This window comes from Blastopirellula marina DSM 3645, from assembly GCF_000153105.1.
Lineage (GTDB): Bacteria > Planctomycetota > Planctomycetia > Pirellulales > Pirellulaceae > Blastopirellula > Blastopirellula marina.
In genome coordinates this window covers 1708589-1731466 of the sequence record NZ_CH672377.1, presented here as the reverse complement: position 1 = coordinate 1731466, position 22878 = coordinate 1708589, and the positions used below count along the sequence as shown (strand labels likewise).

Genomic DNA, 22878 nt, shown 5'->3' with positions numbered 1-22878 from the left:
AAACGACCGGGATTACGGGAGATTTGAAGCTGCAATATCTTCTCCGCGTCGCCCTTACAGCTCAATCCTCAGGCTCCCTGCTTTTCGAGCCGTAGCGCGGCGAATCACTTTGTGCGTCTAGGTTGGGGATCAGGGGGCGATCCAACCCTTCTTCCGCGAGATCGGCTGCATTAACCGGTCGAAATTGTCGTACAGGATCATCTGCTTATGTTCATCCGGCAGATCGGCGCCCAGCACTTTGCCCAGCTGAGAAGAGAAGCTGCGTCCCGGCGCATCGCTTCCATATAAGACTCGCTCGGCCCCGAGTTGGCGGACGCCTGACTCGACGATGCCGGAGGTCGGATAAAAGCCGCCGATGCCGATCGACACATTGGGAGCGGCGGTCACCGCGCGAATGCCGACTTCCCAGTCGCCGCCAGAATGTCCGCAGATGAAGGGATAGTCGGGATATCGTTTCGCCAAATCAACCACGTCCTGCGGGGTCGACTCGTTCGGCAGGTTGCCTGAGACTTTCAGCCAAGTGTGCTGATAGATGACCGCTTTCAGATCGATCGCTTTTTCAAAGACTGGTGCGTATTCGCGGCGACTGCAAACTCCACTAAAGCCGCCGAGCTTGAGTCCGACCATCGGGCCGTCCCCCACCCATTTTTGCAGCAGATCAACGCTCTCGGCCGTCTGCTGCAAATCGCACCAGACAAACCCATACAAGCGATCGTAGTAGCGTTCTAGCACGCGGACGATTTCGTCGTCGGAGAAAGGCCCGAGCGGCTTGCCGACTTCCAAAAACAGGCACAGCTTGCTGATCCCAACTCGCCCGGCGATCTCGAGCAGCTGCTCCGCTTGTTCCATCAAGCTCTCGCCGGTCAGTTGCGGCGAAGGCAGATGGCAATGCATATCCCAAATCTTCATCGGTTGAAACTCAATCGCAGAGGATGCTAGGCGGGAAGCAGCGAGCGGGCCGTGCCAAAACGAATCGCTTGATCTTGCTGCGGCGTCAGAACCGACTCGGTCAGCTTGAGCCGCGCCGAATCAAAATAGAACATCGGCGAATACGACCCAAACAACAGATGCTCGGCCGTGGTCGTCGCCAACAGCTTCGAAACGCCTTCGCTGGTTTCTAACTGGGCGATGTCGCAATAGACGTTGGGCAACTGAAGTAGTTTGGCTTGGGCGACTCCCGCCGCGTTCTTCACGCCGTTGAGCAGCACCAGACGCAATCCAGAAGTCGACGCGGCCAGATCGCCGAGCGGCGCCAGGTCAACGTCCGGCACGCGCATCTGGGGATGTTGGGTTCGCGCGTCTTCGAGCCAGGCGCAAAGCTGCACGATCAGGTTCAGTTCCGCCGCTCTTTGCAGCAACTCCGCCAACCGCGGTTCTTTCAGGTCATACCCGTGATAGCTGGGGTGCAGCCGAATCCCCGGCATCCGGTATCGCTCGGCGCAAAGACGCAATTCGTCACGCCACTGGGGCAACAGCGGATTGATCGAACCGAACGGGACCAGCAGTCCATCGTCCTGTTGGGCGCACGCTTCCGACAATCGCCGATTGACGGCGCCGATATCTTTATGAAAGACGCCGTCCAAGCTGCCGGTCCAAGCCTGGGTGATCCCTTTGCTGCGTAGCATCGATGCCAAAGCGTCTGGCGTGTCGTATCGCATACGGCGAAATGGCCAGCGTGACAAATAGACGTTAGCGTCGACCCACGATGGGGTGACTGACTCGGCTCCAGTAACCGGTTCGGCCTGCGATCGCCGCGCATTGGCCAGCAAACCGCCGGCGGCGGTCAGCGTGAGAAAATCGCGGCGTGTGACATTAGCGGCGCTCACAGTCATGTGACGAACTCATGAAGAAAGCGGGGGGGAATGGCTGAAAAATGGGGCGCTGCCCTCCGTCTACGCGGAAGATTCTTTATGATACATCGAAATATCATAGAGAAGAACGGAAAGATGAAGAATCGCGACTAGGCTCGCCGCCGCTCGCTTGGGAAGAAGTCGTTCGCCGCGAGCTTTTTCTGCTTGCCCGCTACGTCCACGAGGACTAGACCGTTAAACTACAAATCTGCCGAGTCGGGCCGTTTGGGCTCTCGGCTTGTTAGGAAAAATATCGAGTTCGCTCGCCACCTTCGGGAGATTCGTACCATGACGGCCGCACCATCGTTGACTCAAACCGCCGCCTGGCAGGCTCTCCAATCGCACTACGATCAGCTGGCCGACGTCCAGCTGCGCGATCTATTCGCCAACGAGGCGGACCGGGGCGAAAAGTTCTCACTCGACGCGGTCGGTATTTATCTCGACTATTCCAAGAATCGGATAACCGCCGAAACCGTCTCGCTGCTGATCGCATTGGCCGAAGCCTCTGGTCTGCGCCAGCGGATCGACGCGATGTTCCGCGGCGACAAGATCAACGTCACCGAGGATCGGGCCGTATTGCATACGGCGCTGCGAGCTCCGCAAGGCGCGACGATCGACGTGGATGGTGAGAACGTTGTGCCGGCGGTCCATGCGGTCCTCGACAAAATGGCAGCTTTCGCCGCCAAGATTCGCGGCGGCGATTGGCGCGGGCAGACCGGCAAGCCGATCAAAAACATCATCAACGTCGGCATCGGCGGGTCTGACTTGGGACCAGCGATGGCCTATGACGCGCTCAAGCACTACAGCGATCGCAATCTGACGTTCCGGTTCGTCTCGAACATCGACGGCGCCGACATGGCCGAGGCGATCCATGACCTCGATCCGGCCGAAACGCTGTTCATCATCGCGTCGAAGACGTTCACCACGCAAGAGACGCTGACCAACGCGCATACCGCGCGACTCTGGTGTCTCGAAACGTTGAAAGACGAAGCCGCGATCGCCAAGCACTTTGTCGCGCTTTCGACCAATGAGAAAGAGGTCGCCAAGTTCGGCATCGACACGGCCAATATGTTTGAGTTTTGGGATTGGGTCGGCGGGCGCTACTCGTTCGATTCGGCGATCGGCTTATCGCTGATGATCGCCGTCGGCGGCGATCACTTCCGCGAGATGCTCGCCGGGTTTCACGAAATGGACGAGCACTTCCGCACGGCGCCGTTGGATCAAAATATTCCGGTCCTCATGGCGCTGCTCAACCTTTGGTACAACAATTTCTTTGGCGCCCAAACGCAAGCCGTGCTGCCGTACGATCACTATCTCGGCAAGTTCAGCATGTACCTACAGCAGTTGGACATGGAGAGCAACGGCAAGCGCGTCACCTTGGATGGTTCGCCGGTCGACTATCAGACCGGACCGATCGTCTGGGGAACGCCGGGAACCAACGGGCAGCACGCCTATTACCAATTGATCCATCAAGGGACGAAGCTGATCCCCTGCGACTTTATCGGTTTTTGCCAATCGCTGAATCCGCTAGGAGATCATCACGACAAGTTGATGGCCAACTTCTTCGCCCAGCCTGAGGCGCTTGCGTTTGGCAAGACGGCGGCCGAAGTGAAAGCGGATGGAGTCGCTGACTTCCAGATATCGCACCGTACGTTCCCCGGCAATCGTCCGACCAACTCGCTGTTGATCGACAAGCTGACTCCAGCGGCGCTGGGCAAGTTGATCGCGCTTTACGAGCACAAGGTTTTCACCTTGGGAACGATCTGGCGCGTCAACTCGTTTGACCAATGGGGCGTCGAGCTAGGGAAAGTGTTGGCCAATCGGATTGTGCCAGAGCTGACCTCCAAGTCCGAACCGGCGCTCGAGCATGACAGCTCGACCAACGCGCTGATCGCTCGTTATCGCAAGCTGAAGCGGTAAGCGGCGAATTAGATCCCTTCGCCGTACCGGTTGTCCTCTTCTCGGTTTGCGGCGTCTGGCTCGGGCGGGTTCCACTGGGGGAACTCGTCAGGCTCGCGCAGCTGTCCGTCTTTGACAAACAGCTCCAGCGCCTCGCCCAGATACGGCGTGCGACTTTTCATGTCGCCGCGAATCAAGTAATACTGCGGTGCGTCGTAGTATTGGCTATAGCGAATCGAATAGATGCGGCCGATGTCGCTGTGATCCCCCTCGAACGCCAGCTTCAGCTTGACGACCTGGCCGATCTCAAACTCAGGCTGCGGCGCTACTTCGGCCAGCACAGGACGAATGCGGATTTTGCGGGGACCATAGGCGAGTTCGTAATATCCATCCGGTTGCAACTCGCGGCGAAAGATCCGGTCGCTTGGAATCATGCCGGCGGCCAAAGCGCGATCGTCGGGATGGATCCAATCGTCCCCATCTTGCGGCCAGCGCGAAAGCATCACGTAGTCAACGTCAGGCTTGAGCGGCATTGACTCCGAAAATTGGGTGTCGCGTTGCGGATCGGTCATGATCGTTCTCAAAGCACGGGGCGCGAAATCCGGGCAAATCCTCCTTGCCGGCGGTGGTTGCTAGATATTCGTCAACAACCGCGATTCATTTTAAGAAAAACGCCCCCGCTTTGCGAACCGTTGGCCAGCGCGCCTAGTCGAGCCCTTCGATGCGTATCCCATTTTCGTCCGCTAATTGCAGAAAATGGAATGCGGCCGGTTGCTGGACATCGCTATCGACCTGGATTTTTTTCTGCTCGCCCCCTTTGCAGTGGCAGACCATGTAATGGTCGTAACTTGTGCCGCCGCGACGTGAGCGGCGTGTTTCGGTCACGAACTGGATGTGATCCAGATCTTTCATCATGACTTCGTGATGCGTCATTCCCAGGAAACCTTGGGACGAAACAAAGTGTTCCGAATCGGCGATCGCCTTTTCAAACAGTGCGGCCGGCGCCATGTAAAGCGTCCCCAGACACCCCAGCACGATCATCGCGATTCCGATCCGAGCCCAGACCTGCGTCATAAACCAGCCGCCTGCCGCGAGGGCGATGCCTCCAAAAAAATAGCCGATCGCTTCCAATGGGCTTTTCGACGCCGACAAAACGCCTTCGTCGGAAAGGTGTTCGTTCACCCCGCAGCCGACAAAGGCCGTCAACAACGCGGCGCCCAAGAGCAGTGAAAACCATTTCGAAGAACCGACCATCGCGATCTCCCGAGAGTTTTAAGGGAAAAGAGAAAGAGGGCGTCACCGCGACCAGGGAGAGGCCGCCGGACCGTACATTAGGGCTGATTGTACATCCCTCGCATGGGGCGTTCCAGCAGATTTCTGATCGCAAAATGGTCGAGATAATTCCGTTCAGAATTGCGAAGCTGCCGGTCAGTTCTGTTGCTGTCGATTGTCGATGATTGGGATTTCCTTTTCCCGCGCATATTCCAGGAACTTATCCCCCGATTCCTTGGCGAAGTTGTAGTACCGAAATTCTACTTCCTCGCCATCGTGACGAGTGCAAATCAAATAAGCCCGGTCCCCGCGAGTGATGAGCCGGATCTCACTAATCTCGTCATAGCGGATCTCCACCCCATTCGCTTCGGTGGTTTGAAAGACAAGGCGATAATGCTGTTGATTCACTTCTGCGCGAGAGAAGCACAGGCTGGCGATCGTCGGAACCGAAACCATCGCAAGGATGATAAGGCTGATTTTGATTGGTTGACTAAGATCAGCGTTTTCTTCTTCTTCGTCCTCTTCTTCCGTTGCGTCCACGTCCGTTGCAGCCACTTCCGTTTCGTCTTCTTCCGTTTCGTCTTCATCGCCAACGCGCGGCAGCAGCAGGCTTCCCCAAATCACGATCCAAAAGAAGCAACCAATCAAAGGAAAGAGGGAGAGGAAGAAAAGTCCCTCTTTATAATGATCGGTCGTTCCCCGCACCCAGTGCGTTGCGCCGCAATCGGTTGTGGAAAGCAAGATCACGTAGATGGGCGCAAATCGCCAATGGGCGAGGAGAGCTAAAAACACGTTGCAACCCCACGTTACCGAATTCGTTCTAACCAGTTCGCTCAGTCGTAATCTTGTTCCGGCTCGGCCCAAACTTGGGCGTTGCCATCTTCATCCACCTCAACATGGATCACGCTGGGCCGGCAGCAGACGGGACAATCTTCGACATAGGTTTGCGTATGGCCTTCCGACAGATCGATCGGCACGACAATCTCTTCGCCGCAGGCGTCACAGACGTAGCTTGCATCTTCTTGCATGGTGGCTCTCCGCCTAGAGAGGATTAATGGCCCGAGGTCAATTTTAACCCGATGATCGACCCCACCAACAGCAGCAGGAAAAATCCCCGCGCGGGCGACAAGCTTTCGCCAAACAGCCAAACGCCCAGCAGCGCGGCGCCGCTCGCCCCAATGCCCACCCAAATTGCATAGGCCGAGCCGATCGGAATGGTTCGCGCCGAAACGGACAAGAGAAACATGCTGGTGACAATCGCGGCGGCGGTCAGCACGCTGGGGAGCGGTTTGGTGAAGCCCTCGGTATATTTCAGCCCGATCGCCCAACCGATTTCGAGCAGGCCAGCCACGATCAAAATAATCCACGCCATGAGACGCTCCTTGGGGTAAGGGCGTCGTCTTTACATAACCGGGTACGGCGCGTCTCGTCCGGGGCAGATTGCCAAGCAGCACTTTTTCAGAACGAGTCATCCTAGCTCGTAGGCCCGTCGTGACAAGGCGTAATTGCCGTCGGCCTATTTGCCCTGGGGAAGCTGGACGCCCATGTCTCGCAACATCATCTTCATGTCTTCCCATACTTCGCGTTTGGCGGCCGGGTTGCGAAGCAGATAAGCAGGATGGTACGTCGCGATGACTTTAGCGCCGCCGTAGTCATGAAATTGACCGCGTAATTTGCCGATTGCGGTCTCGGTCTTCAGCAGGTTTTGCGCGGCGAACTTGCCCAGACAAACGATATAGTCAGGCTGAATGATCGCCAATTGCTGCTCGAAGTAGGGCATGCAGTTGGCGTTCTCTTCCGGCGTCGGATTTCGATTTCCTGGGGGGCGGCACTTCAGCGTATTCAAGATGTAGACATCTTCTCGCTGAAACGTACAGGCCTCGATGATCTGCGTCAGCAACTTGCCGGCGCGACCGACGAACGGCTCTCCTTGCTTGTCTTCGTCGGCGCCGGGGGCCTCGCCGAAAAAACAGATGCGTGCATTCGGATTGCCGACCCCAAAGACGGTTTGCGTTCGAGTGCAGGCCAGCTCTTCGCACAAGACGCACTTCGCGACTTCGGCGGCCAGCACGTCCAACTGTTGTTGTCGCCCGCCGTGGTCTGTATTGAGCACCGGCGGAGCGGCGCGATGGACTGTCGGCGGAGGAGTAGGAGCCGCCACCGGAGCTCTGGGTTGCGGTGGAGCGGGGGGAGTCGCTGTTGGTTCAACCGTCGGCGCGGCTGCGGCTGGCGCCGCGGCACGTAGCAATTCTTCCGCCACATCCAAGCTGCGGCCGAGGGGCGCAATCTCGACGCCGGCCGATTGCCAGTCACGCATTTGCTGCAGCAAGGCGCGACGGAGATGAGCTTGCGGGTCGTCAGACATGCCGAAATCTACCAAGACGATGGAAAAATCAAATCGCGTTCACGCTCAATTATCGGCAATTCAAGGCCGGCGTGAAGGTGGAGCCGGCGAGAACTTCTCGCCCCACCGGCCGCCGAATTTACAACGGCCCTCGCAGCAGGCAAAATAAAGGGGCTCCAGTCGCTTGAAAATCCTTCCTCTACCGCCTTGGTCCCCATGCAAAATATCTCCCGCCGCGCCTGTTTGGCGCAACTAGCCGCCGTTACCAGCTTGCCGCTGATCTCTTCCGCTTTCGCCGCCGAAGCGGTTTCGGACGTCCGCAGCACCGTTCTGCTGCGTAGCGGTTGGCAAACGGTGAACATCGGCGACATCGCCCATACGCCGGGCGTGCTGCAGTTGATGCAGGACTATCTTCCCAACGTCGAGGTCATCCTGTGGTCGAATGCGCTCGATCGCGGCGTGCGTGAAATGCTGCTGGCCAACTATCCGCAATTGAAAATTGTCAGCGGCAACGTTAGCGCCGCCGGAAAGTTCTCGAACGAAGAACTGCAGCAGGCGTTTGACCAGGCCGACTTCCTGCTGCATGGGTCGGGGCCCAGCGTCGTCGCCGCCAGAGATATCGACTCTTGGCGCAAAGTAACAGGCAAGCCGTACGGCATTCTCGGCGTCACGATCACCGCCCAAGGCGAAGCGGCCAGTCGCAAACTATCGCCGCAATTGCAAAGCTTGCTCGAAGGAGCCGATTTCGTTTTCACGCGAGAAAAGAGATCGCTGCAAAATGTCAAAGAAGTCGGAGTCGCCGGGCCCTACTTGGGCTTCGCGCCGGACGGTACGTTTCATTTGAAGTTGAAAGAGTCGGAAGCGACGCAAGCGTTCATCGCAGAAAACGATCTGGAGCCGCGCAAGTTTATCGTTTGCGTGCCCCGACTCCGCTACACGCCGTATCACAAGATTCGCAAGACCGGGCTGGATTCGAAAGAGATCGCTCGCCGCGAAGCGGTGAACGAGGCGCACGCCGAAGAGGATCACGCCAAGCTGCGCGCGGCGATCATTGCGTGGGTTCGCCAGACCGGCGGCAAAGCGGTGCTGTGCCCCGAGATGACCTACCAGGTCGAAATCATGCGGCCGCTATTGTTTGATCCGCTGCCCGAAGACGTGAAGAAGAACGTCGTCCTGCACGAAAAGTATTGGATCACCGACGATGCGGCGACGTTGTACGCCGATGCGGCGGCCGTGATCAGTTGCGAGTGCCATTCGCCGATCATCGCCGCGGCGGTCGGAACTCCCTGCATGTACCTGCATCAGCCGGAAGATGGAATCAAAGGGAACATGTGGCGCGATGTCGGCCTGAACGCGTGGTATTTTCCCATCGAAGAAACGTCAGGCGACGACGTCGCGGCGGCCACGGCAGAGATCGCCGCTGACTTCCCCGCCGCGCAAAAACGAATCAACGACGCCGTCGCCGGAATCGAGACTAATTATGCTGAGAACTTTCAGGTAATCGCAGAGTCGCTGAAGAAGGCGACCTCGCCTTAGGAGGCTACGGGATTTTTGAAGTCGCGCTATTTGCCGATTGAATCGAACACGGGGGAAAAGCGCAACTTCAAAAACGCGCCTCGGGCTACGAAGCAAAGACGACCTACGCGACCTTCACCACGATCGCCGTTACATCATCGCGGCGCGGCGTGTCGGGGGCGAAGCCAGAGACGGCGTCGACCATGTCGGCGACGATTCGCTCGGCCGGTTGTCCGCGCCGAGCGTGGATGATCGACAGCATACGATCATTGCCCCACTGTTGGCCGGCGAGATTTTCGGTCTCGGGAATGCCGTCGGTCGCCATCAGCAAGATTTGCCCTTCTTCGAGCGTCACTTCGGCCGAACCGTGAAATGCGAAGTCTCCGATGACTCCCAGCGGCGGGCCCTCCCCTTCCAGGTCTTGCACGCTGCCGTCGCGACTGACGAGCCAGGCGTTGTGCCCTGCTCCGGCGTAGGTCATCGTGCGGCGCTGCAGATCGATCACCGCGACCCAGGCCGTAATAAAGTCGCCGAACTCGATCTCGCTCGAGATGACTCGATTCCAGCGTCCCAGGATTTCGCCGGGATCGATGTAGTGCTGCACGATTTCGCGAAAGTAAGAACGAGCCGAAGACATCAGCAGCGCCGGGCCGACTCCATGTCCGGCGACATCCGCGATCACGGCGACCAGCTTGCCATCACTGGTCCGATGAAAATCAAAGTAATCGCCGCTGGTCCATTCGGCCGGCAGACTGATTGCCGCAACATCGTAGCCGTCCGCAGTAGGCGGAGTTTTGGGGAGAAAGTTCTGCTGAATCTGCTTCGCCAACATCATTTCTTCCAACGTATGCTGAACGGCCGCATTCAAGCGTTCGTTCTCTTTCTCGGCGAGCTTGCGGGCCAGTTCGTTCTCTTTAAAGATCGGCTCGATCGTGGCGATCCCCGCGAAAAAGAGAACCGCCATCATTAGCGTCGCTAGCGATTCGGCCCAGAGCGCCGGATGATGTTCGACATTGATCGCCATGTCCCAGATACGCCACATCGACGCAAACATGCCAACGGCCATCAATACGGCGGCGCCGCTGATAAATAGCCAAGCAAAACGGCGTCGATAGATCGCGTTAAGCCGCAACGCCAATACGACGGAAACGATTTGAAACGCCGCCGCTAAACCCAGTACGATCTTGAACGCCGTCATCGTTGTCGTCGTCACCGAGGGAAGAAGGAATGCCCGAATTGTGCACCAATGACCGCGCGGGATCAATCGTGCACGGTAGGCGAATCGACGAAAAAGAACGAAGAAGAAGATTCAATGAAGAATCCAACGCTCACTAATCGTACAAGCGAAAGAGTCGTTTGAGTGCGTCCAGCAGACTATCGGACGAGGCGCTTCCCGCTTCGTCGCGCAGCGATTCTAGCGGCGGATGGAGCAGCTTGTTCACCAGGCGATCAAACGAGCGGATGATCTCGTCGGCGATGCGCGGATCAATATCGCCCAGCTTGTTGAGCAGCCGCTTTAGTTCCTCGTCCTTCAGTTCGTCCGATCGCTGTTTCAACCGGCGAATGGTCGGCGCCGTCGCGCGATGGTTAAGGTCGGCCATAAACTTGGCGGTTTCGTCTTCGATAATCCGCTCAGCCTTGGGCCATTCCCGTTCGCGCGCCGCCCGGTTTTTATCGCACGTCTGGCGCAAGTCGTCGATCGAAAAGAGATAAACCCCCACCCGTTCGGCGATTCGCGGATCAAAGTCGCGCGGAATCGCCAGGTCCAAGACAAACAAGGTCCGCTGGAACCGGGCCGCTTCTAACTGTTTGTATTCTTCCAAGCGAATAATCGGCTCGGTCGCACCGGTGGTCGAAACGATCAGGTCGGCCGCAATAACCGCTTCGTGCAGTTGGTCCCAGTGCAGCGCCTTGCCGGCGAACGTCGCCGCCAGACGCTCGGCCCGTTCTAAGCTGCGATTGACGACCGTAAACTCTTTGGCTCCGACGTCCAGCAAATACCGAGAGGTCTCTTCCGCCATTTCGCCGGCGCCGATGATCAACACGTTTTTGTCGTCAAACCGATCAAAGACATTGCTGGCGAAATCACTGACCGCGACGCTCGGTATGCTGACCCGCTTCTTGTGGATCGTCGTCTCGTTGCTGACGCGTTTGGCGACGCGGATCGCCGCTTGAAAGCAGCTATGGGTCAACGTGCCGGCGCTGTCAATCTGAGTCGACAGTTCATAGGCTTGTTTCACCTGCGACAAGATCTGCGCTTCGCCTACCACCATGCTGTCGAGACTCGCCGCGACGGTAAACAAGTGCCGCACGACATCTTCGCCGGTACGCTCTAGAACGTTGTCAAAAACATCTTTCGCTTCCAACTGATGGAACTCGGCCCAGAACTGCACCATGTCGTGATGCGTTGGGCAGAGGTTGCCGTCGAGCGCCGCCGTGTAGATTTCGGTTCGGTTGCAGGTCGAAAGCAGCACCGACTCGATATCGGGAAAGCGGCTGCGAAACGTCTTTAGCGCTTCTTGCGCCTGGTCCGGACTAAACGCCAAGCGTTCGCGGATCTCGACCGACGCATTGTGATGACTGAGGCCGATCATCTGCAACTTCATCGCGCCCCCTTCTCGCTTTGAGCGATCGTGGGAGTCAGCGAGTAAAAATGCGTCGCCTGTTCTTTCGGCGAGCGCGCATGCTGTGTCGGCCCGAACAAGATCATCGCGAGCACTAGGCCGAGAAACATAAAGTTGGCCAACGTCAGGTAGGCGATCTTTTGCCCTTGTCGCGCCGGTTTATAGATCAGTTCAAACAGCGTCGCCGCGACCAGCCACAGGAAGAGAATCCCGGAACTCCAGACGACCGGATCGCTCCACGGGAAGCTATTGGTTTGGCGATCGATTTTCAGCAGCACTCCTGCCAGCAGTCCGCCGGCGAGCAGGCAGGTCGAAACGATCAACGTGCGGCGGTTGAAGTTTTGCAGCCATTCGAGACTCGGTAGGCGGAACCCTTCGCGCTGCAGCATCTTGTGCTTTAGCCGATATGATTGAATCAAATACATCACGCCGGTCGCAAACCCCAGAAAGACAGCCGCTGTGCCTGCCAACAGCAGCACGCCGTGAATGATCTGCAGCGGCCGCACCCGATTGCTGGGGTCAAATGGCGCGACCTGATCCATCCAATAGGCCATCCCCAACAGCAGCAGCACCGGCGGAATCATGAAGAGCCCGAGCGCCGTTTTCGGATGGGTCAGCGACATCGCCAGATAGGTCGCCGCCAATACCCAGGCCACGATCAGGCACCAGTGATGCCAAGACGAAATCGGCCCTGCTTCGACCAGGCCGTTTTGCTCTCCCACCAGATAAATCGTATGCGCGATCAGGCCGGCGGCCATGAATCCGACCGACAAAATGGCCCGGACTTGCGCGCGGAAAAAGAGCCGCACGATCTCAAGCAAGAGTGCGACGCCGTAGCTGGCGGTAAAGCAGAAGATGGAAATGCCGGAGAGCATTGAGGGGTAGGTATCTCGCGGATTGGGTCGACTTTATCATTCGCCGCCGAGTCTAGATCGGCAACCGAGCGCCGACGGCTGGCGTTCGCTTTTGATTCTAAGGATAATCCGGGCCAAGGCTTACGTCAGGCGGAGTTCCCGCCATTTTCCCTCGGCCCAATGGAGTTTTCCGATGCAGCCCCGCATGAGTATTGTCTGCTTGGGCGTTCGCGACTTTGCCCGATCCTACCAGTTTTATAGCGATCTTGGGTTCAAAACGACGGCCCAGTCAACCGATCCGATCGCCTTTTTCTCGGCCGGAGGCGTAGTGCTATCGATTTTTCCGCTCGATCAGCTCGCCGCCGACATCGGCCCCCACGTCCCTGTTCCCCAGCCCGGCTTCGGCGGCATCTCGCTGGCCCACAACACCCGCGAGAAAGCCGAAGTCGACCAGGTCATGGCCCTCGCCCAGCAATGCGGCGGCACGATCGTCAAGCAGCCGCACGAAACCGACTGGGGCGGCTATAGCGGTTATTTCACCGACCCCGACGGCTATCACTGGGAAGTCGCCCACGGCGCGATGTGGAAATTCGACGACCGCGGCTGCCTGATTTTGGAATAAGCGGCCCACGAGCCACCAATTCACGCGGGCCCAACACCCGGCCCGCGCGAACCTGGCTCCCTCTTTTTAGAACTACCCCCTAACATTACGATAGAACCCATACTAGATCCGCCTGTCGCACAGCGCCCTGCGGGTCTGGCAAGATAATTCTTGGTCCTCGTAGCTCAATGGATAGAGCAGCGGTTTCCTAATCGAAGTTGAGGGGGCTGCGAAGGCTGCGAGGAGTGGCCGCAAGATCTCTATTTCTAAGCGGTTACGTCGATTCCGGCTAATCGAGCTTCGCCCTACTCAGCAGTGGAAAGCCTTGCTTGCGGGTGTAGCTACACCCGGCGAAATTGGCGAAGAAGCTCACAGACTGCCCTGTTTTCCATATGCGCCTAAGCAGGACAGATTGGGCTTCGTGTAAGATTTTGTGTAAATTTTTCGCACAACCGCCGTCGATGGAGCGTAATGTTTAGTGTAAAGTTTTGTGGATTGGCTATCTCACACGGGCATGACTGCATAGCCAACCTTCTCAATAAAGGACTACCCACAATGGGAAAACGAGAGCAACTTAAATTGGCCAAGGCCCCGCTTGCACTCGCCCTCGTCCAGCTCCGCTTTTCGCCTGTTCTTAGGATGTCTAAATACGTTCCGGACATCCAAGAGACGCTTCGAGGGATGGGGTTCACGAAATACGTCGAAGAACAAATGCAGCAGTTGACGCTGGGGGTAATGCCAATCGCCGAGAGCGATGTTCGTTGGATATTTGGCGGTCGGAAGCGTCGCGAGGCGATCATTTTAACCAAGGATTTTGTGACCTATGAAGTTTCGAGCTATACGAACTTCGAGGAGTTTGTAGCTAGATTTTCGGCGGCACTTGATGTGATTGCCAATTATGCAAATATCACTGAGGCCGTTCAGATTGGGCTTCGATACGTAAATGTAATTCGCCCTACAGAAGAAATTCTCGCGAATGATTGCTTGCAGACTTCAATTCGAGGGCTGTCGGCAGAAGAGTTGGGCGTCACAAAAAGTCGGTTTGAGTTTCTGATTCGCGCAGAAACGGAATGTGGTCACTTGCTGGTAAAATCCTACGAGCACGACGGCAAGAAATTTATTCCACCTGAGATCGGAGTAACCCACCTCGATTTCGACAATAAGCCTGGAGAGGGTGAGCTTTTTCGTGTGCTTGATTTTGACCATATCGAAAAATGCGAGTGCGAACTAAATAATGAAATACTCATCGGTAAATTGTGGAAGCTCCACGATATTCTTGAAACGGCATTCGAGCATTCCGTTTCGCGTGAAGCATTGAATCATTGGAAAGGAGGTGCCTAGTGCCGGCAACGGAAAATGACATCTTCGACAAGTATTTACAACTCCTTCGTGAGGCGTCTGGCACGGGGATCACTAGCCCTGAGCCTGAGCATTTGTCGCCTACCGGGGCTATTGTTTGTTGCGGCAATTACTTTTGGGCGCAAGATGCATTGGTGGAGACGGATGCTGTTAGTAGCGAGTATGAGCGACTTAGGGGATGGTTTGTACCCGGAACAGAGTCAAGCGGGACAAGCTTTAGCACAAGCATTGTGTCGCTAGTGATGTCTGGTCGCAATTCACCTTTAACGATGGGATGCACGCAACGGCAAGATACCGAACGCAGTAGCAGCATACCGGAAATCATCTCAGAAATTAGGGCAAACCTTGCCTTGCAGGTTAAGGAACTTGCCGAAGTTGTTGGTGTCGAGAGGCCAACAGTCTATGGATGGATCAAAGACAATGCCACCCCTCACAAAAGCAATCATGATCGCTTGATGCAAGTCTATCGCATTTCACAAGCGTGGCGCAAGATTTCACGTCTTCCTGCCGGAGCAGCATTAAGGGAATTTGTGGACGATGAAGGTAATTCCGTTATCGATTATATGAGGCGAGATTCTATGAATGAGATCGCAATCGATGCTTTGCTGCAATCAATTGCGACCCGAGTAAACTCTCGTGATCGCGAGAAACCGAAGAGCTTGAGAGAGTTGGCGGAGGCTCGGGGAATTGACGTGAACAATGTCAAAGACCAGTCGGCGAGCATTGATGCACTGACGGGAAAACGATCCACAATGGAGTAGCTTGTCATGGCGTCCGTAAGGGATGACGCAGGCCCTATAAAAGCCAACGGCTGGCGGCAGGGAAGTGTGCTACCACACTCGCTCGTGGAAAGTCTGCGCAATGGCAATTGCGTTCCAGAGAGACTAGCTGATTGTGAACTTTGGATAGTGGTGAGTCACGATTGTGATGTAACGAATCCTCGCTTTTCAGTCGAGCCAAATGTTGAGATTGTTCCAGCTCGGCGAATGTCTGGGAGTGATGGCAACAAGCATTGGGGAAAAAGTCCCCGAGAATTTCAGTTTGATGTGAAAATTGACGGTGGCGAGCAGACGTTCTTTGACATATGCGTCCACGACCGGCTCGTTCTCTCAAGGCAAATTCTTCTTGATTGCTTACCTGATGATTCAAGACAGCCAAGTGAGAGATTTCTTCGGGCAATTTCACACTGGCTGTCAAAGCGATATGTTCGTGCCGCCTTTCCCGATGCATTTAACGATCGAACAAGAGACGCAGCGATAAGGCTTCGCCAGTCTTTCAAGAAGAGCGGCCATTTAATAGAAGGCATTTACATGGTCGTTGTGGATGATGAGCTTGAGGAAGACGAAACATATAAAATTATCGTTTATGCCGTGATGCATGATGATGAATATGCGTCGTCAAGCAGTCGTAAGGCAGCTCAATTGCTTGTTGACCAAGTAGAGTCGCGTTTAAGTGGTTGCGAAGGGGTCACGGTCGAGATTGCCTGCCTAAAACCAGAGGCGGAAATCACCCTTTCAGACTTGAGGTTGCTGAAACGCTGGGACTTTGACTACCTCAGTCTTCGTGATCCTGATTCTGAAGACTTACCACGGCATTGAATCTGACGCATCTGATTTAAATATATCTCTCAGCGGCTCAAACTGTATCCAGATCAAGAAGCGAAAATAGCCCCAGGAAAACCTGGAGCTATTAGTTTGGCCAACAATGATCGGCAGTTACTTGAGCTTCACTTTACCTTCGCCATCCACACTAAAGGTTTTACCTTTTAGCTTCTCAAGCTTTTCGATTGTGTCCTCAGTCACTTTCAACTTGAATTCTGCCCCAGGCATTTGGTTTTTCCCGCTGACATCCTTCAGGCCGAGCTTCTTCAGAGCATCACGGATCTTTGATCCGTTCTCGCCAGCGTTTTTGACCTTAACGGGTTCCTTCAATCCCTTTAGTTGCTTGAGGGTAGAAGCCCAGCCCCTTGCGATGGATTTTCAACGTCTTCAGCAGCTTGGATGCTTCGTTTGAGATCGGGTTATCGGTCGTCGACTTCGGCTCCCAGGTGTTGCCGTACTTCGTGATAAACACCCTGTCGGTTTCGTGCTCTGGTCGTTTGGCCAGAACAGCCCGCAGCGCTTCCACCGTTTCGGGCCATAGCGGGCAACGTCGCTCTATCCCTGTCTTCGGGCGTCCGAATTCAAGCCAACCCTTGTCAAGCTGCACAGCGGCTAATGGGAGCTTGCAGCAGTCGTTGTTCCCGAAGCCGCAATTGATACCCAGGTAAATCATTGCTCTGAGCTGCGAGCCGGCTCCGGCGATCATGGCTCGAATCTGTGGGGCATCGAATAGCTTCTTGCCTCTCTCCTGTCGGTTCTTACGCAACGTCGCGCGAGATGGCGGCTTGAAGTTGGGGCCAAACTTGATCGGCTTTGCAATCAAATCCGATTCGTAGGCATACTTGAAAAGCGACCGCACGATGGTGATATCACCCGTCAACGTGACCGGCCCATGGTCCTTGGCGAAGATGGCCCTCAACTTCTCGAAGTCGATCGGGCGCAGCGTCTCAACGTGTCGTCCCTTTCCGAGCGACTCCAGCACGGTTCCCATGCGTCGGTCGTAGGATTCCCAGGTCCGCTTCGCCAGCTCCTCGGATTCGACTAGCCGGGTTTTGCTGTTGAGAAATGCGTTGACCAAGTCCCGGACCTTCAGCCCAGCCCCCTGTCGAACCTCACGCCCTGCTAAGATGTCATCCTTCTGGTCAAGCCAGCGATCTAGGGCCGCTTGTGGGTCGATCCAGGTGCCGAAGTAGTGGAACTTGCCGTTCACCTTCTTACACCACTGACCAGACGGATGAGCCCAGAGCGGGAAGTCGGGATGCGGCTTCCGTGGTTTCTGGATGGATGCTATCTTTTTGGGTGTAGATTTTGGCATTTCGGGTGTAGTCGCTAAAGTGACCACCTAAAGCTAGTTCGAAAACACCGAAAAACAAGGCTTTTTTGCACACGTCCTCGTAGCTCAGTGGATAGAGCAGCGGTTTCCTAAACCGCGTGTCGGTGGTTCGATTCCACCCGGGGGCATTAGACTTACGTCGATTTGGCCTGGGAGGTGTACCCAGGTACATGGCTCGATCTCCATAATGAGTCTTTGAATAATTGCGATAATGACGGCACTGCCGCTCTCTCATTTACGCCCAGAGAGTCAATATGCCCAACGAAGCAGACTATAGAGTTGTTCGAGATGAAAATGTCTTGCGTTTCCAGTCGTTAAGTTCGCCATTCGTCGTAGCGAATTTTATTCGAGCAATTTTCCATGGTCGTCAATCGGGAATTACACATTTCTTGCTGGATTTTGCTGCGATCCAAGGTGCGTATCCCAATGTTGTGGCTCCAGTCGCCGGCCTGCTTGAAATGTACCGTTCCGAGGAGCAACTATCGTTTGAGATTCTAGATTCTCCTGATTTCTTGGGTCGAACGTGCATATTTAATCCAGCTATTGCAGGATTGGATTTAGGCGATTCGCTGACCCCCATGAATGTCGTTTGGAAATTTGCCACACCCAACGAAATCAATCAGCTGGTAAATGCCTATATCACTGACGTTGCGAGGGCAGTGGAATGCAAAATCGGTGTGCTCCAGGGCTTGGAATGGTGCCTCAACGAAGTGATGGACAACATCCTTCAGCATTCACTTGCGACCCATGGATATGCGATGGGACAGATACACCCGAGTTCCCAGCATATAGCGTTGTGCATTTTTGACCATGGACGAGGACTCTACAACTCACTAAAGGCTACGGTGCATCAACCGTCAAATGCTGTCGAAGCCATAAAACTCGCTGTCCAAGAAGGGGTCACTCGCGACAAGAACATCGGACAGGGGAATGGGATGTGGGGGCTTCAGAATATCGTCATGTCGAATTCAGGGTTTCTAAACATCACAAGTGGGCCTGGTTTCGTTGGCAGGCGAAATACAGAGTTGAACACATCGCTCCAAGTGCCATTTCCAAGCTATTCAAACAATTGCACTACAGTCGATTTTCAAATTGACTTCGATAAGGAAGTTTCAATAGTTGACGCACTTGGCGGCTACCAACCGATAAATCAAAGAATTGAAAACTTGGAAGACGATTTCAACAACATTATTTACCGAGTGTCTGACCAGCCATCTGGTAGCGGCACAAGAAAATCCGGCGTTTTGTTGCGAAATGAGTTGCTCAATATCAAAAACGAATCAAACTCCTTGATCCAGATTGACTTTAGCGGCCTTTCGGTTATCGCGTCATCGTTTGCCGACGAATTGGTCGGAAAGCTGATCTTGATTTGTAGCTCGCAAGAATTTGAGAGGCGATTCAAAATCGTAGGTGCAAATGAAACAATCTTGGCGATCATCAACAGGTCCGTCACTCAGCGGATTCGTGACGGTATGACTGATGACTCCGAAGCGACTAGTTAGTCAGAGTTCATCGTGCAAGCAAAAGCGTTTGGCCTATCTTTGCGACTCACTGCAACAAGTGATCAATTAGCTTTTGAGCGTCCTTCTGCACATCCCCAGGTGCATAGTGCTTCCGCGTCGTCTCCCAGGATGCATGCCGCATGACGCGAGAGATGACCAGGGGTGGAACTCCAGCGTTTCTAAGTCGGTTACCACAGCTGCGTCGTAGATCATGTGCCGAAGCGTATTTCACCGGTCGACCAGTCTTCTTGTCAGCATCTGCGACAATGATCTTGGCTTCTTTCCCAATGCGGCTGATAACTTTTCCAACCCATTCGGCGTCGGGACGTTGGTGCTTCACCTTTCGGCCGAGCCGGAGCTGAAGTGATTCTGGGTTGAACGCCCAGCCAGTTCGATTCGCTTCAGGCGTTTTCAGCAGCAATGCTTCAAAGCCTGGGAGAAGTGGGATCGTTTGATCCGTGTCGTTCTTTTGCATCGATGCGGGGATGTCCAGAATGGGATGTTTTCCAGTCTCCCAGATCGGCCGAATTGTGCCAGGTTTATTCCAGGAGAGCAAATTGTTGATGAACTTGAGAGAGAGCTCAATGATTCATGGCTGGGACAGCACTGGGGCATTGATATTTTGAAGCAAAGTGAAGTGAGAAATGAACAGGATGGTGAAACGGTAAATCGGCTTGTGGAGTTCAAATGTCCGAGGGAGAGATTTATATCTGGCGGTCAGCAAGCGTTTAATTTCGTTGAAGGAATTATTCAACCGATCCGTGCCGAGGGAAATGTTTTTTTACTTGAGCTGATTTTCGATGGACTTGAAACGTTCGAGAGTTGTCAATCCGAGGAAGAATTGCGACCGGTTGTTCAGAGAGCTTTGAAGGAGCTTCGCCAGCGGGGGAAAACGCCATCTGCCGTTTTCATCCCATTCGAACTGCGGTGGGCAGACTTGTTGTCCGAAAGCGGCAATTTTCACGATGAGTTTGAGCCGAGTCAAAAAGGCCACGGCTATCTTACCACTGTCGATGGAACGCCAGTATTTGGGTTTCGTGAACTGGAAAAGGACATTCTTGTCTTGGACCTGGCAGCCACATACGAATTGCTAAAACCTCGCGATCCAGCAATCAAGATTTCGGTGATAGATCGCTTCTTAGAGGAGTGCCAAGTGCTGCTTCAGGAAGTCGAGAGCTCGGACGATTTACCTCAAGTAGAGAGCCGCGAAATTCCGGTCCTCTTGCAATTGGAAATTCAATTTGGAATCAAGGCTGTTGCTTTGGATGCCGCCCTCCGCGTTTCATGTCTTGAGCCGTTGGTGCCCCCTTCAGGCCAACGGTGATTATTTGGGTAGACTATCGTCGAGGTGTTTTCCGTTTCTGAGTATTTCGGCATCCTTCTGCACATCCCCAGGTGCATAATGCTTCCGCGTCGTTTCCCAGGATGCATGCCGCATCACGCGAGAAATAACCAGGGGTGGAACTCCGGCGTTTCTCAAGCGGTTACCGCAACTGCGTCGCAGATCATGAGCCGAGGCGTATTTCACCGGTCGACCAGTCTTCTTGTCAGCATCCGCCACAATGATGTTGGCTTCTTTCCCGATGCGGCTGATAACTTTTCCAACCCATTCGGCGTCGGGACGTTGGTGCTTCACCTTTCGGCCGAGTCGCAGCTGAAGTGATTCTGGATTAAACGCCCAACCAGTTCGATTCGCTTCAGGCGTTTTCAGCAGCAATGCTTCAAAGCCTGGGAGAAGTGGGATCGTTTGATCCGTGTCGTTCTTTTGCATCGATGCGGGGATGTCCAGAATGGGATGTTTTCCAGTCTCCCAGACCGGCCGAATTGTGCCAGGTTTATTCCAGGAGACATGCATCAATTCCTCCAGTCGCAATGCTGATTCCCACAGTGCACGCAAAACATAGAGCCAAGATTCGGCCGCTTCATCTCCAACAACCTTGGGAGTCGCCTTCAGCATCGCCTTGTATTCCGTTTCGGTAATCGGGCGTCCTTTCATCGAAGTGTTCTTGGAAGTTTTGATCAGGCGGATTTTCGGAGCGTTAGGCAGCCAGCCTTGAAGATGTGCCCAGTTGAGAGTTGCCAGGATTGCCGCCATGTAGCCTTTGACAGTATGGGGAGAGCGAGGCCTTTTTCGGGCACTGCAATCGCCCGCTAGTAGGCGAACTTGGAGGTTTTGCAACGCTGAGGAATCGGCTATATCGCCCAGGCACTTTGGCTTCAGGATTCGTTCCGCGATGTCCAGTCGGCTTTCTGCCGCCATCGCTGTCTTGTCACGAACCGTCGCTAGATGGAGCACGCGATATTGTTCGCGAAAACTATCCCAATCCATTTCCGGCCCAGCGGCCAGTTGGCCAGTTGACTGGACGTTGATCCCCAGCACTAGCCGAGCTTCGGTCTCTACCTTCAACCGTTCCGCTTCCTCGATATCTCGACTTCCAACCGAGATCCGCACTTCCCGATTATTGGTCGGGTCGGTGTATCGGATTTGGAAGGGTCGCCCCGAAGGCATTGCAATTCGCACCTTCGGAACCCAAACGAAAATCAGCTTTTCAAAACTGAACAGGCGGAAGAGGGCGAATATGCTGGAACCGATGCTTTGGTTCGAGAGATACTTCAGAACTCCATGGATGCCTCGTTAGGTGCCGGGCCTATTCGAATTCGTCTCGGTTTGTTTGCCGCATCAGATCTCCCAAGCCCTGATCGTCTCCGTCATTACTTTGCACGACTTGAATCACCGCTTCGCCATCGCGATATTTCATTTTCGAGTGATGGCATTCCGAATCTCGACCAAGGATTTCTTGTTTGCGAGGACTTTGGTAGCCGATCGGAAAATCAAAGCCGAAGTTGCAAACGCTAGATCTTCGAGAGTACGAGCGACGAGTTGTGGCCGCCGAAGCCGAAGTTGTTCAGCATGGCGTTTCTGACGCCGATTTCACGCGCCGTGTTGGGCGTAATGTCGAGCTTGACTTCGGGATCGAGGTCGTCGCAGTTGATCGTCGGATGGATTGTGCCGTGACGGATCGAGAGAGCCGCGGCGATCGTCGCGACTCCGCCGCTTCCGCCGCATAGATGTCCGATCATGCTTTTGGTGCAGCTGACCGCAAGTTTGTCGATGTGCGAGCCAAAGACCTGGCAGATCGCATTGGCTTCGGCTAGGTCTCCTAAGTGCGTACTGGTCGCATGCGCGTTGATATAGTCGATCTCGTCGACATTGCGGCCTGCGTCGGCGATGGCCAGCCGCATCGCGTTTATCGCACCGGCGCCATGCGGGTCAGGGGCCGTAATGTGATGCGCGTCGGATGCCTGGCCGCAGCCGGTGATTTCGCAATAGATGTTGGCGCCGCGGCGGCGCGCGTGTTCGTATTCTTCGACGACGATGACTCCGGCCCCTTCCCCCAAAACAAACCCATCACGATTTTGATCAAACGGGCGACTCGCGATTTGCGGCGCGTCATTGCGTTCTGACAGCGACCGCGCGGCGCAGAAGCCTCCCAGTCCAAGTGGAGTAATCGCCGCTTCGGCGCCGCCGGTGATAATCGCGTCTCCGCGGCCGGCCAGAATAATATCGCGAGCCATCGCGATCGCGTCGGCAGCCGACGCACAGGCCGAAGAGACGCTGAAAGTTGGTCCGCGCAGGCCGAAGTGGATAGAGATCGCGGCCGTCGCGCCGTTGGGCATCATGCGGGGAATCAGAAACGGGCTGATTCGATCGGGGCCTTTTTGCTGATACTTTTCGCATTCCTCCTCAAAGGTGCGCATGCCGCCGATGCCGGTGCCCAGAATGACGCCGACTCGAAAGGGGTCTTCCGACTCAAGCTCCAGGTTCGAATCGTCGATCGCTTCCATCGCGGCGGCCAACGCGAACTGCGAATAGCGATCGAGTCGCCGCGCCTGTTTCGAACCAAACAGTTGGTCAGGTTCAAAGTTTTTTAGTTCCCCCGCGATTTGCGTTCGAAAAGGACTCGCGTCAAATTGCGTTATCTGATTGACGCCAGACTGGCCGTTGCAAAGTCCCGTCCAGGTATCCGCAACATTGTTCGCCAGGGGATTGACCGTCCCCAGGCCGGTGATCACTGCTCGTCGCACGTCGTTATCCTTGTTCAGGCAATTGATTTTGTTGAATG

Annotated in this window: 24 protein-coding genes, 1 tRNA gene and 1 riboswitch; of the genes, 9 read left to right on the top strand and 16 right to left on the bottom strand. The window is 55.1% G+C overall.

Annotated features, from left to right (window positions below):
* Positions 1 to 129: 129 nt before the first annotated feature.
* Complete coding sequence (locus DSM3645_RS26230) at positions 130 to 909, bottom strand: amidohydrolase family protein (protein ID WP_002655685.1); 780 nt, start codon at positions 907 to 909, stop codon at positions 130 to 132.
* Positions 910 to 935: 26 nt separating this feature from the next.
* Entirely contained in the window at positions 936 to 1832 is an 897-nt protein-coding gene (locus DSM3645_RS26225; protein WP_002655684.1) for an amidohydrolase family protein, read from the bottom strand.
* A 306-nt stretch (positions 1833 to 2138) separates the two neighbouring features.
* On the opposite strand from DSM3645_RS26225, the gene pgi reads away from it, so the two are divergent.
* The gene (pgi, locus tag DSM3645_RS26220) at positions 2139 to 3770 is read left to right on the top strand and encodes a glucose-6-phosphate isomerase (protein WP_002655683.1); all 1632 of its coding nucleotides are present in this window, start codon (positions 2139 to 2141) and stop codon (positions 3768 to 3770) included.
* A gap of 8 nt (positions 3771 to 3778) precedes the next feature.
* On the opposite strand, the gene DSM3645_RS29040 is transcribed toward pgi, so the two are convergent.
* The 6 genes from DSM3645_RS29040 to DSM3645_RS26190 all read right to left on the bottom strand — a co-directional run bounded on the left by DSM3645_RS29040 (position 3779) and on the right by DSM3645_RS26190 (position 7386).
* Positions 3779 to 4321, bottom strand: a complete 543-nt coding sequence (locus DSM3645_RS29040) for a hypothetical protein (protein WP_002655681.1) — start codon at positions 4319 to 4321, stop codon at positions 3779 to 3781.
* 133 nt (positions 4322 to 4454) lie between these two features.
* On the bottom strand, positions 4455 to 5003 hold the full coding sequence (locus tag DSM3645_RS26210) for a hypothetical protein (protein WP_002655680.1): 549 nt from the start codon (positions 5001 to 5003) through the stop codon (positions 4455 to 4457).
* A 174-nt stretch (positions 5004 to 5177) separates the two neighbouring features.
* Positions 5178 to 5768, bottom strand: a complete 591-nt coding sequence (locus DSM3645_RS26205) for a hypothetical protein (RefSeq protein WP_131282844.1) — start codon at positions 5766 to 5768, stop codon at positions 5178 to 5180.
* A gap of 86 nt (positions 5769 to 5854) precedes the next feature.
* A complete protein-coding gene (locus DSM3645_RS26200) occupies positions 5855 to 6049 on the bottom strand; it encodes a CPXCG motif-containing cysteine-rich protein (RefSeq protein ID WP_002655678.1) in 195 nt (64 codons plus the stop codon).
* A gap of 23 nt (positions 6050 to 6072) precedes the next feature.
* Complete coding sequence (locus DSM3645_RS26195) at positions 6073 to 6393, bottom strand: DMT family transporter (RefSeq protein ID WP_002655677.1); 321 nt, start codon at positions 6391 to 6393, stop codon at positions 6073 to 6075.
* 18 nt (positions 6394 to 6411) lie between these two features.
* Positions 6412 to 6471, bottom strand: a riboswitch (guanidine-III (ykkC-III) riboswitch).
* A 66-nt stretch (positions 6472 to 6537) separates the two neighbouring features.
* Positions 6538 to 7386, bottom strand: a complete 849-nt coding sequence (locus DSM3645_RS26190; RefSeq protein ID WP_002655676.1) for a uracil-DNA glycosylase — start codon at positions 7384 to 7386, stop codon at positions 6538 to 6540.
* Between the two features lie 195 nt (positions 7387 to 7581).
* Between DSM3645_RS26190 and DSM3645_RS26185 the strand changes: the two genes are divergently transcribed.
* Complete coding sequence (locus DSM3645_RS26185) at positions 7582 to 8901, top strand: polysaccharide pyruvyl transferase family protein (RefSeq protein ID WP_002655675.1); 1320 nt, start codon at positions 7582 to 7584, stop codon at positions 8899 to 8901.
* Between the two features lie 103 nt (positions 8902 to 9004).
* On the opposite strand, the gene DSM3645_RS26180 is transcribed toward DSM3645_RS26185, so the two are convergent.
* From DSM3645_RS26180 to ccsA, 3 genes are all read right to left on the bottom strand, one after another.
* Positions 9005 to 10078: a PP2C family protein-serine/threonine phosphatase gene (locus DSM3645_RS26180; RefSeq protein WP_002655674.1), complete on the bottom strand. Its 1074-nt coding sequence runs from the start codon at positions 10076 to 10078 to the stop codon at positions 9005 to 9007.
* A 133-nt stretch (positions 10079 to 10211) separates the two neighbouring features.
* Positions 10212 to 11486: a glutamyl-tRNA reductase gene (hemA, locus tag DSM3645_RS26175; protein WP_002655673.1), complete on the bottom strand. Its 1275-nt coding sequence runs from the start codon at positions 11484 to 11486 to the stop codon at positions 10212 to 10214.
* On the bottom strand, positions 11483 to 12379 hold the full coding sequence (ccsA, locus tag DSM3645_RS26170; protein WP_002655672.1) for a cytochrome c biogenesis protein CcsA: 897 nt from the start codon (positions 12377 to 12379) through the stop codon (positions 11483 to 11485). The genes hemA and ccsA overlap by 4 nt, the downstream gene beginning before the upstream one ends.
* Positions 12380 to 12563: 184 nt before the next feature.
* Between ccsA and DSM3645_RS26165 the strand changes: the two genes are divergently transcribed.
* The 4 genes from DSM3645_RS26165 to DSM3645_RS26150 all read left to right on the top strand — a co-directional run bounded on the left by DSM3645_RS26165 (position 12564) and on the right by DSM3645_RS26150 (position 15916).
* Positions 12564 to 12980 carry a VOC family protein gene (locus tag DSM3645_RS26165; protein WP_002655671.1) on the top strand — a complete coding sequence of 139 codons (417 nt, stop codon included), beginning with the start codon at positions 12564 to 12566 and terminating at the stop codon, positions 12978 to 12980.
* Between the two features lie 534 nt (positions 12981 to 13514).
* Entirely contained in the window at positions 13515 to 14300 is a 786-nt protein-coding gene (locus DSM3645_RS26160) for a TIGR04255 family protein (protein WP_161603424.1), read from the top strand.
* Positions 14300 to 15079 (top strand): hypothetical protein, encoded by a 780-nt coding sequence (locus DSM3645_RS26155; protein WP_002655669.1) that lies wholly within the window; start codon positions 14300 to 14302, stop codon positions 15077 to 15079. Before DSM3645_RS26160 ends, DSM3645_RS26155 begins: the two co-directional genes overlap by 1 nt.
* Positions 15080 to 15085: 6 nt before the next feature.
* Positions 15086 to 15916 carry a hypothetical protein gene (locus tag DSM3645_RS26150; RefSeq protein WP_237564939.1) on the top strand — a complete coding sequence of 277 codons (831 nt, stop codon included), beginning with the start codon at positions 15086 to 15088 and terminating at the stop codon, positions 15914 to 15916.
* Positions 15917 to 16033: 117 nt separating this feature from the next.
* Here the strand turns inward: DSM3645_RS26150 and DSM3645_RS26145 are convergent, their stop codons facing one another.
* Together DSM3645_RS26145 and DSM3645_RS26140 are read right to left on the bottom strand one after the other, a co-directional pair.
* On the bottom strand, positions 16034 to 16249 hold the full coding sequence (locus DSM3645_RS26145; RefSeq protein WP_002655665.1) for a hypothetical protein: 216 nt from the start codon (positions 16247 to 16249) through the stop codon (positions 16034 to 16036).
* A complete protein-coding gene (locus DSM3645_RS26140; RefSeq protein WP_131282840.1) occupies positions 16233 to 17129 on the bottom strand; it encodes a tyrosine-type recombinase/integrase in 897 nt (298 codons plus the stop codon). Before DSM3645_RS26140 ends, DSM3645_RS26145 begins: the two co-directional genes overlap by 17 nt.
* Positions 17130 to 17307: 178 nt before the next feature.
* On the opposite strand from DSM3645_RS26140, the gene DSM3645_RS26135 reads away from it, so the two are divergent.
* Positions 17308 to 17380, top strand: a tRNA-Arg gene (locus DSM3645_RS26135).
* A 126-nt stretch (positions 17381 to 17506) separates the two neighbouring features.
* Positions 17507 to 18754 (top strand): STAS-like domain-containing protein, encoded by a 1248-nt coding sequence (locus DSM3645_RS26130; RefSeq protein WP_040353034.1) that lies wholly within the window; start codon positions 17507 to 17509, stop codon positions 18752 to 18754.
* Between the two features lie 46 nt (positions 18755 to 18800).
* Here DSM3645_RS26130 and DSM3645_RS26125 read toward each other — a convergent pair whose 3' ends face one another.
* Positions 18801 to 19229: a tyrosine-type recombinase/integrase gene (locus tag DSM3645_RS26125; RefSeq protein WP_002655661.1), complete on the bottom strand. Its 429-nt coding sequence runs from the start codon at positions 19227 to 19229 to the stop codon at positions 18801 to 18803.
* Positions 19230 to 19253: 24 nt separating this feature from the next.
* Here DSM3645_RS26125 and DSM3645_RS26120 point away from each other — a divergent pair, with 24 nt between their 5' ends.
* Positions 19254 to 20078 carry a hypothetical protein gene (locus DSM3645_RS26120; RefSeq protein ID WP_002655660.1) on the top strand — a complete coding sequence of 275 codons (825 nt, stop codon included), beginning with the start codon at positions 19254 to 19256 and terminating at the stop codon, positions 20076 to 20078.
* Here DSM3645_RS26120 and DSM3645_RS26115 read toward each other — a convergent pair whose 3' ends face one another.
* Entirely contained in the window at positions 20079 to 21161 is a 1083-nt protein-coding gene (locus DSM3645_RS26115) for a tyrosine-type recombinase/integrase (protein WP_161603423.1), read from the bottom strand.
* 446 nt (positions 21162 to 21607) lie between these two features.
* A complete protein-coding gene (gene fabF, locus DSM3645_RS26110; RefSeq protein WP_116344578.1) occupies positions 21608 to 22840 on the bottom strand; it encodes a beta-ketoacyl-ACP synthase II in 1233 nt (410 codons plus the stop codon).
* Positions 22841 to 22878: the final 38 nt, after the last annotated feature.

Excerpts from the sequence above, each read along its gene's own strand:
- DSM3645_RS26160 (WP_161603424.1), top strand. The coding sequence starts at position 13,515 with ATGGGAAAACGAGAGCAACTTAAATTGGCCAAGGCCCCGCTTGCACTC.
- DSM3645_RS26190 (WP_002655676.1), bottom strand. The coding sequence starts at position 7,386 with ATGTCTGACGACCCGCAAGCTCATCTCCGTCGCGCCTTGCTGCAGCAA.
- DSM3645_RS26200 (WP_002655678.1), bottom strand. The coding sequence starts at position 6,049 with ATGCAAGAAGATGCAAGCTACGTCTGTGACGCCTGCGGCGAAGAGATT.
- DSM3645_RS26180 (WP_002655674.1), bottom strand. The coding sequence starts at position 10,078 with ATGACGGCGTTCAAGATCGTACTGGGTTTAGCGGCGGCGTTTCAAATC.
- DSM3645_RS29040 (WP_002655681.1), bottom strand. The coding sequence starts at position 4,321 with ATGACCGATCCGCAACGCGACACCCAATTTTCGGAGTCAATGCCGCTC.
- DSM3645_RS26230 (WP_002655685.1), bottom strand. The coding sequence starts at position 909 with ATGAAGATTTGGGATATGCATTGCCATCTGCCTTCGCCGCAACTGACC.
- DSM3645_RS26225 (WP_002655684.1), bottom strand. The coding sequence starts at position 1,832 with ATGACTGTGAGCGCCGCTAATGTCACACGCCGCGATTTTCTCACGCTG.
- hemA (WP_002655673.1), bottom strand. The coding sequence starts at position 11,486 with ATGAAGTTGCAGATGATCGGCCTCAGTCATCACAATGCGTCGGTCGAG.
- DSM3645_RS26150 (WP_237564939.1), top strand. The coding sequence starts at position 15,086 with ATGGCGTCCGTAAGGGATGACGCAGGCCCTATAAAAGCCAACGGCTGG.
- DSM3645_RS26165 (WP_002655671.1), top strand. The coding sequence starts at position 12,564 with ATGAGTATTGTCTGCTTGGGCGTTCGCGACTTTGCCCGATCCTACCAG.
- DSM3645_RS26130 (WP_040353034.1), top strand. The coding sequence starts at position 17,507 with ATGCCCAACGAAGCAGACTATAGAGTTGTTCGAGATGAAAATGTCTTG.
- ccsA (WP_002655672.1), bottom strand. The coding sequence starts at position 12,379 with ATGCTCTCCGGCATTTCCATCTTCTGCTTTACCGCCAGCTACGGCGTC.
- DSM3645_RS26185 (WP_002655675.1), top strand. The coding sequence starts at position 7,582 with ATGCAAAATATCTCCCGCCGCGCCTGTTTGGCGCAACTAGCCGCCGTT.
- DSM3645_RS26210 (WP_002655680.1), bottom strand. The coding sequence starts at position 5,003 with ATGGTCGGTTCTTCGAAATGGTTTTCACTGCTCTTGGGCGCCGCGTTG.
- DSM3645_RS26195 (WP_002655677.1), bottom strand. The coding sequence starts at position 6,393 with ATGGCGTGGATTATTTTGATCGTGGCTGGCCTGCTCGAAATCGGTTGG.
- DSM3645_RS26120 (WP_002655660.1), top strand. The coding sequence starts at position 19,254 with ATGTTTTCCAGTCTCCCAGATCGGCCGAATTGTGCCAGGTTTATTCCA.
- pgi (WP_002655683.1), top strand. The coding sequence starts at position 2,139 with ATGACGGCCGCACCATCGTTGACTCAAACCGCCGCCTGGCAGGCTCTC.
- DSM3645_RS26125 (WP_002655661.1), bottom strand. The coding sequence starts at position 19,229 with ATGCAAAAGAACGACACGGATCAAACGATCCCACTTCTCCCAGGCTTT.